12 protein-coding genes are annotated in these 14,412 nt (G+C 50.9%); 10 read left to right on the top strand and 2 right to left on the bottom strand.

Going from position 1 to position 14,412, the window contains the following annotated elements; genetic code table 11:
• Positions 1-118 precede the first annotated feature (118 nt).
• Together ABIC15_RS04220 and ABIC15_RS04215 are read left to right on the top strand one after the other, a co-directional pair.
• The gene (locus ABIC15_RS04220) at positions 119-616 is read left to right on the top strand and encodes a VanZ family protein (protein ID WP_354019799.1); all 498 of its coding nucleotides are present in this window, start codon (positions 119-121) and stop codon (positions 614-616) included.
• Between the two features lie 96 nt (positions 617-712).
• A complete protein-coding gene (locus ABIC15_RS04215) occupies positions 713-1,705 on the top strand; it encodes an ATP-grasp domain-containing protein (protein WP_354019798.1) in 993 nt (330 codons plus the stop codon).
• 354 nt (positions 1,706-2,059) lie between these two features.
• On the opposite strand, the gene ABIC15_RS04210 is transcribed toward ABIC15_RS04215, so the two are convergent.
• Complete coding sequence (locus ABIC15_RS04210; RefSeq protein ID WP_318928924.1) at positions 2,060-2,818, bottom strand: hypothetical protein; 759 nt, start codon at positions 2,816-2,818, stop codon at positions 2,060-2,062.
• Between the two features lie 31 nt (positions 2,819-2,849).
• Positions 2,850-4,139, bottom strand: a complete 1,290-nt coding sequence (locus ABIC15_RS04205) for an O-antigen ligase family protein (RefSeq protein ID WP_354019797.1) — start codon at positions 4,137-4,139, stop codon at positions 2,850-2,852.
• Between the two features lie 328 nt (positions 4,140-4,467).
• Between ABIC15_RS04205 and ABIC15_RS04200 the strand changes: the two genes are divergently transcribed.
• The 8 genes from ABIC15_RS04200 to ABIC15_RS04165 are packed head-to-tail and all read left to right on the top strand — an operon-like array spanning position 4,468 to position 14,412.
• The gene (locus tag ABIC15_RS04200; RefSeq protein ID WP_012371440.1) at positions 4,468-5,118 is read left to right on the top strand and encodes a YveK family protein; all 651 of its coding nucleotides are present in this window, start codon (positions 4,468-4,470) and stop codon (positions 5,116-5,118) included.
• Positions 5,119-5,140: 22 nt separating this feature from the next.
• Positions 5,141-7,012 (top strand): polysaccharide biosynthesis protein, encoded by a 1,872-nt coding sequence (locus ABIC15_RS04195; protein ID WP_214849712.1) that lies wholly within the window; start codon positions 5,141-5,143, stop codon positions 7,010-7,012.
• 12 nt (positions 7,013-7,024) lie between these two features.
• On the top strand, positions 7,025-8,287 hold the full coding sequence (locus ABIC15_RS04190) for an oligosaccharide flippase family protein (RefSeq protein WP_214849710.1): 1,263 nt from the start codon (positions 7,025-7,027) through the stop codon (positions 8,285-8,287).
• A 13-nt stretch (positions 8,288-8,300) separates the two neighbouring features.
• On the top strand, positions 8,301-9,593 hold the full coding sequence (locus tag ABIC15_RS04185) for a hypothetical protein (protein ID WP_354019796.1): 1,293 nt from the start codon (positions 8,301-8,303) through the stop codon (positions 9,591-9,593).
• Positions 9,583-10,620, top strand: a complete 1,038-nt coding sequence (locus ABIC15_RS04180) for an NAD-dependent epimerase (RefSeq protein WP_354019795.1) — start codon at positions 9,583-9,585, stop codon at positions 10,618-10,620. Before ABIC15_RS04185 ends, ABIC15_RS04180 begins: the two co-directional genes overlap by 11 nt.
• Positions 10,610-11,959: a phenylacetate--CoA ligase family protein gene (locus tag ABIC15_RS04175; RefSeq protein ID WP_354019794.1), complete on the top strand. Its 1,350-nt coding sequence runs from the start codon at positions 10,610-10,612 to the stop codon at positions 11,957-11,959. The genes ABIC15_RS04180 and ABIC15_RS04175 overlap by 11 nt, the downstream gene beginning before the upstream one ends.
• 12 nt (positions 11,960-11,971) lie before the next feature.
• Entirely contained in the window at positions 11,972-13,315 is a 1,344-nt protein-coding gene (locus tag ABIC15_RS04170) for a nucleotide sugar dehydrogenase (protein WP_131502323.1), read from the top strand.
• The gene (locus ABIC15_RS04165) at positions 13,303-14,412 is read left to right on the top strand and encodes a glycosyltransferase family 4 protein (RefSeq protein ID WP_290827853.1); all 1,110 of its coding nucleotides are present in this window, start codon (positions 13,303-13,305) and stop codon (positions 14,410-14,412) included. Before ABIC15_RS04170 ends, ABIC15_RS04165 begins: the two co-directional genes overlap by 13 nt.

Raw genomic sequence — 14,412 nt, 5'->3', positions numbered from 1 at the left:
ATGATTATGTATGTAATGGGTTGAAAATTCAGAATATCATGCATTATTTGAAAATCTTAGGAAGGATCAGAAAAGAGAACATGATATTCTATTATGTAGTGAGAATAGGAGGTCCTATATGTTGAGAAAAATACCATGGTCGGGTTATGTGACCTTGTTGATTTTGGCCATCTTGTTCATATCGAGTTCGATGCCATACGAAGAACAGTCCCTGAAACCGGGTTTGTCACGATACTTTGATTTAGGTTTCGTCGAGCATCTCCGGTTCATCTCGTTCGACTATCACGGCGAAGTCAGCGTCGCAGTGCTTGGTGCTTCCAGCTTTGTCGAGTTTTTCATTCGAAAGGCAGCCCATCTGTCGATTTTCATTCTTCTCGGAATCGCGCTAATCGATTTAACGTACCGCTTGATCCGTCCGTATGCGTTGGCAGGTCTGTTTGCCTACACGGTCGCGATTACAGTTGCCGTCTTTGATGAGTTCCATCAAATTTTGACCGGAGGACGGACGGGGCTGATCCAGGATGTTCTGCTGGACGGGACAGGTGCTTTGATCGGCATTCTATTGTACCGGTTATTTTGGAAGAAAAGACCAAGTGAACAGTGGATTCGAAAGTGAGTCTTCGGTCCTAGTTTTTTTGAAAGAAAAGCAGGGTTTCAATAGAGCAGGTCGAAAAAGAAAGGTTAACATCATTAATTAAAAGGAGTGAATCGGATGCAGAAACCTCATCTATTGATTACGAGCGCCGGTCGCCGGGCAAAGCTCGTCGAGTATTTTGTCAAAGAGTTTAAGACGGGACGTGTCAGCACAGCGGATTGTAGTCCATTGGCATCGGCGTTATACATGGCAGATCAGCATTACATCGTACCGAAGATAGATGAGGTCGATTACATCGATCATTTACTTAAGCTTTGTCAGAACGAAGGAGTGACGGCTCTCCTGACATTGATTGATCCGGAACTCGGTTTGCTCGCACAAGCGACGGAACGATTTCAAGCCATCGGTGTGACAGTCATCGTCTCGCCGTATGCTGCCTGTGAGCTCTGTTTCGATAAATATACGATGTATGAGTACTGTCTGCGACAAGGGATTGCCCATGCAAGAACATATGCGACGTTGGCGTCGTTTGAAGAAGCTCTGGCTGCAGGCGAAGTACAGCTGCCGGTCTTCGTCAAACCGCGCAGCGGAAGTGCCAGCATCGAAGTACGACGGGTCGAAACCGTCGAAGAAGTGGAGCAGTTGTTCTCAAAGAACACCGATTTAATCGTCCAGGAACTACTCGTTGGTCAAGAGCTCGGGGTCGATGCGTACGTCGACTTAATTTCCGGAAAAGTGACGTCAATCTTCATTAAGGAAAAATTGACGATGCGGGCGGGAGAGACCGATAAAAGCCGTTCTGTCCTCCGGGACGATGTCTTCGAACTGGTCGAACATGTCTTGGACGGATCGGGGCTGGTCGGACCTCTTGATTTTGATTTGTTTGATGTCGCCGGTACGTTGTATCTGTCGGAAATCAATCCGCGTTTTGGCGGAGGATATCCCCATGCCTATGAATGTGGTGTCAATTTTCCGGCGCAACTGTATCGGAATCTGATGCATGAGATCAACGTTCCGCAAATCGGACAATACCTCGATGATATCTACATGCTGAAGCATGATACCGTCACCTTGATTTCAGCTGCTGAACTGCAGCGGATTAAACGATGAAAAAAGTAAGATGATATAAAAAGGAATCACTCGTTCTTTCACGCCCTTTCCTCAGGCGAGACACAAGCCAGATTTCCTGCCTAACCGAGGCAGAAAATCGGGTCTTGTTTGTCTCTGACAGCGCAAGCAACCTTGCGCTTTTTCCTGTAGGAGTTGCGTGAGCGAGTGATTCTTTTTTTTTACAAGATAAGGATTGGCAGAATTGTAATCTGCCAACCCTTATCTTTATTGAGACCGACTTTCGAGTCAGCTCTTATTAATCTTTTGACAGGAAGACTTGTCTGTCTGATGATTTCTTGAAGCAGTAAGTAAAGAGGCGGACGTTTTTCGTCCGCCCCTCATTGAGCATGTCAATCAAGAAATCGATACACGCGACCGTTTGAGGCACTGTACGGCAGATGTCCAGCTCCCGAACAAAGCATTGATGGTCGACGTACTCGGAACCGAACGTCCTTCCGCCCATTTCCGGTAATGGATGATGCTGAGCGATGGCAGTTCTTGTTGGGCCTGGCGTAAAGCATCGAGGACATCTTCTTCAACCCATTTCCGGCGGGGGGGAGCGATGTCGAGACACGTAAGGGCATCGACCCATGAACCATACTTTCGGGCAATCGTCGCGACCGTCGGATGTCCGTTTTCCTGTGCCCAAATTGAATACGTCTGGGTCGTCAGGCGGGGAAGGACGTCCGATGCTTCGAGGAGTGCATTGATAATCCGTTCTTCCGTCATACAGATCGAACGTGTCATCTCAATGTGAGCTTCCTCAAGGGCCCGTGACCATGACCCGAATCGTAAGTTGATCAACGTCAAAGAAGGTCCGTGTTTTGCTTTGGCCCATTCCCGGTAACTGTTGCTGTGGAAAGGATGGAGCCGTTCCGAAGCTTCTTTGATAAAAGCAAGAATTTCCTGATCGGAGTAGTACGGACGGATGGAAGATAAGCCGGCCGCATGCAAAGCTTCGCGCCATGAACCAAACACGTTGATGATCGTCGTAATTGAAGGGATCTCTTTTCCGTTCGACCAGCGGGCATATGTCTTGGCGTCCAACGCAGGATAAGCGATGCTTGCCTCGATTAAGCTGTCGATGACTTGTTGTTCTGTCCATTTCTTCATGATGTCATACCCCTTTCATGTAGGTGTTCGTCTAGGTGTGGGTACTTTCTTGTGAGGTCGCGCGACGCCGGGTCGCATAAATCAAAAGACTGAGCCAGATGAAATAAAATCCGCTCGGCCGGATCAAGACACTTTCCGTGAACTGAAGCAACAGCAACCAAAGACTAAGTAACAGCAAACTGATCGATAACGAATCGTCGTAGCGATAATCCTGAATGAGCCGGACGAGTATCAACAGAAACGATGCGGTATAGAGCAACAATCCAATAAATCCAAGTTCATACAGATAGACGATCGGTGTACTGTGAAACGTATACAGTGTACTCGGCCCGAGTTGCTGTTCGAGCCCGATGGCAGCGGAACCGAGCCCGTGTCCGAACCAAAACCGATCGAGTGAAGCGGTCAGACCCGCTTGCCATAAGTCGCTCCGGCCGTTAAGACTGATCAACTTGGCGAATAACGTGTGGTTCAGAGACAGTGAGCCGATGAGAATCGCGGCACCGATCAGGTAAAGTCCCGTCACCTGATAACGCAACCGGTTGGTCGGGATCAATAAAATCGTCGTCAGCAACGCAAGCAGACAAAACGAGTAGAGACCGGTCTGTGAGGCACTGAGCACGAGTCCGATTAAAATCACGGCGAGAATCATTCCGAAAAGCACGCATGACCGGACATTTCGACGGTTGAAGGCTTGTAAGACAGACATCCAGGCGATGAGACTACCGGGGACGAGCCATGCCGCCAATGTATTCGGATTGTTGGTCAGACTGGCTGACCGGAGAAAGCTGCCTTGTTCACCGACATACAGTTGCGATAGAGATACGGGACCGAGTTTCAACGACTGGATGTTCTCGATCGGCACGTACTGTTTTCCAAATGAGACGATCAGGGCATAAACAGCGAGACAGAAGGCTTGATACAGAAGGATGAGGTTCATCAGCTGAAACCAGCGGATGTAAGGCTGAACTGAAAGTGACAGCACGATGAGGACGAAAAGTCCTGTCGTAAACAGATGAAGTAGGACAAGCGAAGAATCGACCGCTGGACGAAAGAAGAAAATAATAGCATGAAACGTAAGATAAAGTAAAAACGAAATGACAAGTCGTTGCGTTGAGGCACGGGGCGGAAAATACAAGGGACGGTTAACGAGATAAAGACCAACAAACAGGATGAGATAGATTAGTGCCATCCAGATGTTCCAATGACTCGGCAGGACTTCGTCCGTGAAGGAGAGCGGACGCGTCCATAAATCGATCAGGACCCAGAAGGTCAGGAGGAATAAGCCAATCGATTCAGGTATATTGTCTGATTTTAACATCATTACTAGTATCTATCCACCCTTCATATAGGACTTATTACCGAATTTTCAGACTTTTAATCATCAAATTGGTATTTACCCTTTATTACTTAAAAATCATGCAGTTTTTGTGGATGATTTTGAAAAAGCGGCGATCTTTTTTTTGTGAATCGTCTTTTTTTTGTGAATCAATCTTTTTCGATGAACTAACGATACGCAAACATGATGACTCCTCAAAAAAATATAATCATTTCCACCAAGCTCTAATTGTTTTGGCAGTCGTTTGGAAATAAGGTGTAAGCATAACCAGTGTCCATCCAACCTGTCAGGTAGCGAGAAAGAGGTGAACCATGTGAATTCCATCCATCAAAAAAAGACATTCGGTGACCATCTGATGACATTAAAGAAAGGGTGGTGGGTACTCTGCTTACTGACACTGCTCTTAGCGGGTGCCGGATATGCCGTCAGCACCTATGTGATTCCACCGACGTATGAAGCGACTGCCTATATCCTGGTTGTCCCGCAACAAAATGCGGAAACGACTTCAACGACGACGCTTGTCAGTACCTACCAAGATATTTTAAGAAGCCCGGAAGTCATCGATCAGGTTGCTCAAAAAATGGACGTTACGGATAAGCGGATTTTCGATTTGACGAATCGTCTGACCGTCGCCAGTAATCTCGATTCGCAAGTTATCGCATTATCGGTCACGGACCGCTCGGCGGAACAGGCAGCGATCCAGGCGAATACGATGACGGAAGTCTTCCAGGATTATGTTCCGCAACTGATCAAAACGAGCAGCACCGAAGTATTCTCGACAGCCCGGATTCCGACAGAACCGGTCTCGCCGAACATTCTGATGAATACCGCAATCGGCGGCATTCTCGGACTTCTCTTCGGCTTACTGATCGTCTATTCCCGGGCACTCGGAAAAAAGTCAGTCGCTGAAGAAACGAAAGAAACCTCTTACCCGCAAGCTGTCAGTCATCCCAGTCGTTCTTGATTTGAGAAAGGAGGAGCCGCTCATGCAAGCCCCGCCATTCCAGCAATATCGCCGGCATATGAAGATCGGTCTATTGCGACTGATCGATGCCTCGATCATCATTGCTGCGACGGTCGTGACCTTTTACTTTTTTAATCCGCTGAACCTCACGGCCAACTTTGAACTGATGGATGCTATCGAAATCGCTTTGATTCAATGGGTCGCCTTGACACTCGTCGCCCACTGGATGCGTTTTTACCAAATCATCTGGCGGTATGCCAGCCTGCGTGATTTAGGCGTACTGCTCGTCGTCGTTGTTGCGAGCAGCTTCGTTCTTCTCGGACTCGAGTACGCTCTGTTCGATTTTGCCGTCGAGCGTGCCGTCTTCCTTCAGACCGGTTTAGTCCTGAATGGCATCTTGTTCGTCCGACTGTTGATCCGCGGACGAAGTCTCGAGCTGAAACGGGAAAACCGGACGCTCGGGAAACGGACGTTAATCATCGGTGCCGGTGCCTCGGGGCAGATGATCACAAAAGAGCTGAAACAGAAAAAAGCCCATATTCTGAACGTCGTCGGGTTGCTCGATGACTTGACGGAACTGAAAGGAATGATGATTCACGGTGTCCCCGTCATCGGAACGATTGATCAACTCGAATGTATCATTGAAGAACATAAAATTGAAGCTGTCGTCCTGGCCATTCCCTCACTTGCCTATCCGGACCGGGTTGCTTTACTGAACCGGATCAAACAGACGAAAGTCGAAGCCCATACATTACCGATGCTTGTTGAATTGGCGTCCGGCAAGGTATCTGTCAATCAGATGCGCGAAGTATCGATTGCTGACCTGCTCGGCCGGGAACCGGTTGAACTGGATATCACGGAGATTGAAAAGAGTGTCAGTCAAGCAACGGTGCTCGTCACCGGAGCCGGCGGATCAATCGGCTCCGAGATTTGCCGACAGCTGATTAAGTTCAAACCGGATCATCTGATTTTACTCGGGCACGGAGAAAACAGCATTTATCTGATCCGACGTGAACTGGAAGCCGTCACAGAAGGAATCACGCTCCATTCCGTCATCGCCGACGTCCAGGATGCGGACCGGATGATGGATGTGATGGAACGGTTTAAACCGGATCTCGTCTACCACGCGGCAGCACACAAACACGTGCCGTTGATGGAAGACAATCCAAGCGAAGCAGTCAAAAACAACATCTACGGGACGCGGAATGTCGCTCTTGCGGCAGAAGCGGCCGGAGTCAACCGATTCGTCATGATTTCAACCGATAAGGCGGTCAATCCGACCAGTGTGATGGGAGCGACGAAACGAATTGCCGAGATGGTCATCCAGCAGATTGCCCGCAACAGTGAGACGACATTCGCGGTCGTCCGGTTCGGCAACGTGCTCGGGAGCCGGGGTTCCGTCATTCCGCTCTTTAAGGACCAGATTGCGAAAGGCGGTCCGATCACCGTAACGGATCCGGCGATGACCCGGTACTTCATGACGATTCCGGAAGCCAGCCGGCTCGTCATTCAAGCGAGCGTCCTCGCGGAAGGCGGGGAAGTCTTTGTCCTCGACATGGGTGAACCCGTCAACATCACGACGCTCGCCCGGAACCTGATCCACCTGAGCGGTTTTACCGAACAGCAGATTCCGATCGTCTACAGCGGCATCCGAAAAGGTGAAAAGTTATATGAAGAATTACTCGCGACGGAAGAAGTACATGAAGAGCGGGTCTTTGACAAGATTCTCGTCGGGAAAACCCGACCGTTTGGATCAATTGATCCGTATTTACGGAATATCGCCTTGACGCTCGATGATGAACAAGCGTTACGGACGTATCTACTCGAAGCAACGAACCGGACCGACATGATGCCGGAGACGATTCCGCCGGCGATTCGGATCGCCCGGGAATGAGGGGGAGACGAGATGAAACCTGTTCGGCAACTGTCACGATTTAATCTGATTTTCATTGCAGATACGGCCTATTCCCTGCATCAGTGGATGATTTTGACGCTGCTGATCAAGTGGAGCACACCACTTAACATCGGTTACTTCAATTATGCACTCGCTTTGACGGCACCGATCGTCATGTTTTGTTGGCTAAATGCCAGCACGATCCTGACGGCAGAACGGTCGGGCTTAAAAAACTTCAACCTGTTCATCAAGACCCGCTTTTCCTTATTATCGGTCGGGGTCTTCGTCCTTCTCGGTGTCTATTATTTCTTCGGTGAAGCCGATATCCTCTGGCTGACCTTACTCGTGTACCTGAACAAGTATATGGAATCCTTCGCCGATCTCGCGTACGGATTCCTCCAAGGACACATGGCATTCAAGGAAGTCGCCTTATCGAAGATTTTCCGCAGTCTCGTCAACGTCTCCGGAGCGGCCTTGATTCTTTTTACGACCCACTCGATTCACGGCTTCGTCCTGGCACTCGTCGCCGGTAACCTGATCATGCTGATTGTTTACGATTTACCGACCGTCCGGCGTGTCGGTCACGGATTCGAAAACCAGCAGATGAGTCAACGTTATCAAACCGGACGGCAATTATTCTTCAAAGCTGTCCCGCTCGGATTCGTCGCCTTATTGATTGCGCTTAACGCCAACATTCCCCGCCTGTTCGTCGGACACGCGATCGGAACGGAAGAGCTCGGTTATTATGCGAGCATCGCCTATCTGCTCGTGCTTGGCAGTTTGTTCATCCATTCCCTTGTCGCCGTTCTGCTGCCAAACTTCTCTTCCGACAGCGGGGAACGGCAAAGCTTACCGGAATTACGGAAGCTGACCCGGTCGATGCTGCTCATGACGAATGCAGTCGGTATCCTGTTGATCATCGGTTCGATCTTCTTCGGCAAGTGGGGATTAACGATTTTCTACAATGCGTCGTTTGTCCAGTACCACACGATTTTCGTCCTGATGATGGTCGCCTCGCTGTTCTTCTATAATTCGACCGTCATTCAAGCGTTGTTGACCGGATTCCAGCAATTCCGGGTTCAAACGATTGCCATCTTCGGCAGTGTCGTCGTCAACATCGTCGCCTGCAGCATTCTGATTCCGATGTACGGTTTGTACGGCGCAACGACCGCTTACGGTTTATGTGCCGTCACCCAGATCGGATTATTGATTCCGGCACTTTACCGTTGTCTCTACCCACGAAAAATGGCACTGGCGATTGAACAAAGCAGCTAAAGGAGGAAAAAGCATGCGGCCGATCCTGATTGTCGTCGTTCTCGAAGCCTTGCTCAGCCAATTGGTCCGACCGCTCTTTTTGACTTCCGAAGGTTACGTCGCAACCGTCCTTGCCATCAACTCGGTTTTGCTGATGTTTTATCTTCTCCGGCAAGCCGAGACGACCCCGTTGTTCCTGATTTTCGTGACGGCATTCCTGATCCGGCTGACCTTGATGCTGGTCGATCTCGAACTGTTCCGGCTCCCGCCGCACAGCGGGGACGATACGGAAGCGTTTCATCTCGAAGGATTGCTGATTTATACCGATCCGACGATGTTCAATGAAGTCGTCCGGGGGAGTTACTCCAAATTTTTAGGTATCTTTTATCTCGCATTTGGTCCGGAACGGATGCTCGCCCAGTACTTCAACGTCATTCTCGGCGTCGTCTCGATCGTCATCCTGTCGAAAACGCTGCTGCTCCTGAAACTGCCGATGCATTACGTGTTGATTGGGACCGGTGTGTTTGCTTTCTTCGCTCAAGGGTTACTGCTTTCGCCGATCCTTCTGCGCGATCAGCTCGTCGCACTCGGCATTGTCTACACCTTGTATTATATGGTGCGCTGGACGCTTGATAAGTCGGCGGCGAGTCTGATCTTTGCCTATCTCGGTTACTTCATCAGCACCGTCTTTCACTCGGGACTCGCGATCGGGATTCTGGTCCTGCTCGTCTACTTCTCCTTTTATAATCACGAGACGCAACGGATGGACTTTGAAGCATCGAAAGTCCAACGGCTGATTGTTCAAGTCGTCATCGTCGGGTTCATCGTCTACAGCTTCCAGGACGTGTTGTTCGCGAAGTTCACCCACGTTTCGGAAAATGGTCAGCTGTTCAGCGGAATGAGTTATGACCGCGGAGGGTCGGCTTACTTGAACGGGCTGTCGGTGACCGGACCGTCGGATATGGTCCTGTACGCGCCGCTGCGGATGATTTACTTCCTGTTCTCGCCGTTTCCGTGGCAGTGGTCCAGTGTCATGAATATCGCGATTTTCTTCGCCGATGCGGCTTTTTATCTCCTGTTAGCCGTCTTGACCCTGATGCATCTGAAGTATTTAAAACAACATCCGCTCGGAAGTGTGCTGCTGTTCATGCTGATTCTCTTCATCGTCAACGCCGTCATCTTCGGTCTCGGGACAGGGAATGTCGGAACAGCGATCCGCCACCGGTATAAACTGTTTCCGATGTTGCTGATTGCTTATACATCAATCCATTACATCCGCTATCAAGTGCTCCACCACTTCGAGGAGGTTGAGAAACGTGCAGAATAAGACGATTTTAATTACCGGGATTGCAGGATTCATTGGATTTCATGCGGCACGTCGCTTTATGGCGGAAGGATACCGGGTCATCGGGCTGGATGAAGTCAACGATTATTATGATCCGACATTAAAAGAAGCCCGCTTGATGGAACTGGATCCGAAGCGCTATACATTTTACCGGGTGTCACTTGAAGATGCGACAGCAATCAACCGGATTTTCGAGACGGAACAGATTGACCTGGTGCTCCATTTAGCCGCCCAAGCCGGCGTCCGTTACAGCATCGATCGTCCCGATGTCTACATCACATCGAACATCGTCGGATTCTTGTCCATCCTCGAAGCCTGCCGGCATCATCCGGTCGAACAATTGATTTACGCATCTTCAAGTTCCGTCTACGGATCGAATACGAAGATGCCGTTCGCGACGACGGACGCCGTCGACCATCCGCTCAGTCTCTACGCCGCTTCGAAAAAAGCGAATGAGCTGATGGCGCACACATACAGCAGCCTGTACGGCATCAAGACGACCGGTCTCCGGTTCTTCAGTGTCTATGGACCGTGGGGACGACCGGATATGGCCTTGTTCAAGTTCACGGAAGCGATCGCAAACGGACAGCCGATTGATCTTTACAACTACGGAGAGATGGGTCGGGACTTCACTTACGTCGACGACATCATCGAAAGCATTTACCGGCTGATGCAGACAGAACCCGCCGCCGACCCGGCATTTGATCAGGAAAATCCGTTGCCCGACCGGAGTAATGTTCCATACCGTGTCTTTAACATCGGCAGTCACAGTCCGATCCGGCTGAACGAATTCGTCTCCCTGATTGAAGAGCGGATTGGTAAAAAAGCGATCAAACATGAAATGCCGCTGCAGGCAGGAGATGTTCCCGAAAGTTTTGCTGATGTTGAATCGTTGTTCGAGACGATTGGTTACCGGCCGCAAACGACCATTGAAGCAGGTGTCCATGCATTCATCGACTGGTACGAACAGCATTACCGGCTGAAGGAGGAAGTCCAGGATGGCGCTTAAAGAAGAGATTTACTACAACTCCCCGATATTTATTCAGAATATTTTGACATCTATGTATGGAAAAAAGCTGATGCAGGAACGGTACGGTCCGGGATATGAGAAAAAACTTCAGGAGTTGCGGGTCAAAGACCGGACCGTCGATTACCGGATCGAACAGCTCGAACGGTTGAATACGTTCCTCCTGTTCATCCAGGAACACACACCATATTACCGGAAGCTGTTTCAGGAGCACGACATCCGTCTTCCTTTTACGTCACTCGACCAGCTACAGACGATTCCGATCCTTGAAAAAGAAACGTTACGGCAACAAAACGAAGCATTCATGTCAGAAGTCGACGCTCCGGTGCGCGGCCGGACCGGCGGGACGAGCGGGAAATCGCTCCAAGTCGCCTTCATGCGGGAAGACGTCCAGGAACGGATGGCGCATCTTGATTACTTTAAAGAGTTGCACGGCTTTCATTCCGGGATGCGACGCGCGAGCTTTACCGGACGGACGTTAACGGCGATCGATCAAAAAAAGCCGATCTTTTGGCGGATGAACCGACCGCTCAATCAGTTGTTATTGTCGATTTTTCATATGAAGGAAGAAAACTTTCCGGCCTACATCGAAGAGCTGAACCGGTTCCGACCGGCGGCACTCGACGGGACACCGACCGCGATGCTCGAGATTGCCTTATATCTGCTGAAACATGATTTGCGGCTCGACTTCTCACTCGTTGCGATTTTTCCGACATCGGAAACGGTGACGCCGGAGATGCGGCGCTTACTTGAAGAAGCATTTCAAGCACCGGTCTTTGATCAATACGGCTCATCGGAAGGGGCACCGATCATTTCGGAATGCCGGGAACGTAAACTCCATCTCCATCATGAAACCGGCATCATCGAACCGTATGGAGACCTGGGAGAAGTCGTCGTCACGTGTTTTACGACCCGCGGCACACCGCTCGTCCGGTACCGGATCGGCGACCGGATGACACTCGGACGGGAAGCCTGCACCTGCGGACTGAACGGACCGGTCATCGAGTCGATTGACGGGCGGGGAACGAGTTTCATCGTCAGTGAAAAGCGCGGCAAGGTCTTTGAAGGCGACATCACGACGATTGCCCGGGAACTGCCGAACTCGGTTCTACGCCTGCAGGTTGAACAACATGAGCTGAATCATGTAACACTGCGCTACATTCCCGACGAGCAACGATTCGTACCGAAACATGAAAAAATCCTCTTGCGGGAGATGCAGAAACTCCTTGGATCCTCGATGAAAGTCACGCTCGAGCCGGTCCAGCAGATGAAGCAGGAGCCGAATGGAAAAACACTGATCGTCAAACAGTCGATGAAATAGGAGGAATCCATCATGAACAAGGCAGTCAAACACATCGTAGATACGACAGCAGCCGAAACACGATCACTCCCCATCGCCAACCGTTCGATTGCCGTCGTCGGTCTCGGATATGTTGGTCTTCCCGTCGCCGTCGCCTTTGGCGAAAAAACGGAAGTCGTCGGCTTTGACATCAAAGAACAGCGCGTCGCTGAACTGAAAGAGGGCATTGATGCGACGCTCGAACTCAGTCCGTTCGTCCTGAAAAATGCCGACGTCGAATACGTGACGGACGCAACAGCACTCGGTGCGAGCGATTTCATCATCATCGCCGTTCCGACACCGATCAATGCGCAAAATCAACCAGATTTGACGCCGCTCCTGCGTGCTTCCCATCTTGTCGGACGTCAGTTGAACAAAGGGGACATCGTCGTCTACGAGTCGACCGTCTACCCGGGAGCAACGGAAGAAGATTGTATTCCGGTCCTCGAAGAAGCATCCGGTCTGAAGGCCGGGGTCGACTTCTTCGTCGGCTACTCGCCGGAACGAATCAATCCCGGCGATCATGAGCATACGTTCAAGACAATCAAAAAAATTGTTTCCGCACAAAACGAAGAAACGCTTGATATCGTCGCGGAAGTTTACGAAGCGGTCGTCGAAGCCGGCGTCCACCGGGCATCTTCGATCAAAGTCGCCGAAGCCGCTAAAATCATCGAGAATACACAACGCGACCTGAACATCGCCTTGATGAACGAACTGGCGATCATCTTCGACCGGATGAACATCGATACGCTCGAGGTCCTCGAGGCTGCCGGAACAAAATGGAACTTCCTGCCGTTCCGACCGGGCCTCGTCGGCGGTCACTGCATCGGGGTCGACCCGTTCTACTTGACGATGAAAGCCGAGTCGCTTGGTTATCATCCGGAAGTCATCCTCGCCGGACGCCGGATCAACGATACGATGGGACGCTTCATCGCGACGTCGCTCGTTAAGAATCTAATCAAACAAAACATGCCGGTGCTCGGTGCCCGGGTAACGGTGCTTGGTCTATCGTTCAAGGAAAACGTCAGCGACATCCGGAACTCGAAAGTCGCGAACCTCGTCAAGGAGATCGAAGAGTTCGGCATCGAAGTCCAAGTGACGGACCGGCTCGTCGAAAAAGGGGACGCGAAACGTGAATACGGCATCGATCTTGTTGATCTCGCCGACCTGAAACCCGCCGACGTCGTCATCTTCGCTGTCTCGCATGAAGAGTATGTTGAAGGCAACTGGCTGCTTGCGCAACACCTGCTCAAAGTCGGACGCGGCATCGTCATCGATATCAAAGGGATGCTGACACCGTCGGAAAAACCGGAAGGAGTGCATTTATGGCGACTTTAAAAATCCTTCAGGTCTGCGCGCTGGATACGACCGCCGAGACGATGTTACAACCATTGCTGCTCGCCTTGCAAAATGCCGGACATGACGTCGGCATTGCCTGTGCCGATACCGGAGCGGCCGCAAAACTCGCGGCGCAAGGTTTCACGATGCACGACATCCCGATCGAACGGAAAATCGACTGGACAAGCAACTGGAAGACGATCCGCTCGATCGTCCAGATTTTAAAAGACGAACAATATGATGCCGTGCATGTGCATACGCCGGTCGCGGCGGCCCTCGGTCGGGTCGCAGCGAAGCGGGCCGGCACAAAACACATCGTCTATACGGCGCACGGGTTCTATTTTCACGAAAAGATGGGACGCGTCACGTATCAGCTGACGTATTCGGTCGAGAAGTGGCTGGCCCGGTTCGCGACCGATTATCTGTTGCTCCAAAGTCAGGAAGACTACGAACTGGCGAACCGCAAACGGTTCAAAAATACGACGCGGCTGATGCATCTCGGAAACGGGATTGATTTGACCCGGTTCTATCCCCGGCCCCGCCAAACGACCGGACCGTTTACGTTTTTATTCATCGGTCGGATTGTCGAGGAAAAAGGGATTCTCGAACTGCTGAACGCTTTTGAACAAGTCGTTTCAGTTCAGCCGGACGTCCGGCTGGTGATCGCCGGTGAAATGATGGAAAGTGAACGCGATCAGACGACGAAACACACGTTCCGCAAACGGATCCGAGAGATTCCGAACATCGATTACCTCGGGTTCGTCGAAGATGTCCCGGAACTGTTGCACCAAGTCGATGCGTTTGTCTTACCGTCGCATCGCGAGGGGGTTCCACGTTCGATCATCGAAGCGATGGCGACGGCAAAACCGGTCATTGCGACAAATATCCGCGGCTGCCGGGAAGAAGTCGTCGACGGCAAGACCGGTTACCTGGTCGAAGTACAGGACGAAACACAACTGGCCCGACGGATGCTCGATCTGGTCGAACAGCCGGACGTCGCGTCCGAGATGGGGCGGGCCGGATTCGAACGGGCGATGAAACACTTTAACGAAGCAGATGTCATCAAGCGGCAACTCAATCTCTTTTCGAACTTATGA

The organism is Exiguobacterium sp. PvP048, assembly GCF_040549175.1.
Lineage (GTDB): Bacteria > Bacillota > Bacilli > Exiguobacteriales > Exiguobacteriaceae > Exiguobacterium_A > Exiguobacterium_A artemiae.
This window is presented reverse-complemented; position numbering and strand designations above follow the sequence as displayed.

Coding starts and splice junctions, on each gene's coding strand:
- ABIC15_RS04220 (WP_354019799.1), top strand. CDS start 119: ATGTTGAGAAAAATACCATGGTCGGGTTATGTGACCTTGTTGATTTTG.
- ABIC15_RS04215 (WP_354019798.1), top strand. CDS start 713: ATGCAGAAACCTCATCTATTGATTACGAGCGCCGGTCGCCGGGCAAAG.
- ABIC15_RS04210 (WP_318928924.1), bottom strand. CDS start 2,818: ATGAAGAAATGGACAGAACAACAAGTCATCGACAGCTTAATCGAGGCA.
- ABIC15_RS04205 (WP_354019797.1), bottom strand. CDS start 4,139: ATGATGTTAAAATCAGACAATATACCTGAATCGATTGGCTTATTCCTC.
- ABIC15_RS04195 (WP_214849712.1), top strand. CDS start 5,141: ATGCAAGCCCCGCCATTCCAGCAATATCGCCGGCATATGAAGATCGGT.
- ABIC15_RS04190 (WP_214849710.1), top strand. CDS start 7,025: ATGAAACCTGTTCGGCAACTGTCACGATTTAATCTGATTTTCATTGCA.
- ABIC15_RS04185 (WP_354019796.1), top strand. CDS start 8,301: ATGCGGCCGATCCTGATTGTCGTCGTTCTCGAAGCCTTGCTCAGCCAA.
- ABIC15_RS04175 (WP_354019794.1), top strand. CDS start 10,610: ATGGCGCTTAAAGAAGAGATTTACTACAACTCCCCGATATTTATTCAG.
- ABIC15_RS04170 (WP_131502323.1), top strand. CDS start 11,972: ATGAACAAGGCAGTCAAACACATCGTAGATACGACAGCAGCCGAAACA.
- ABIC15_RS04165 (WP_290827853.1), top strand. CDS start 13,303: ATGGCGACTTTAAAAATCCTTCAGGTCTGCGCGCTGGATACGACCGCC.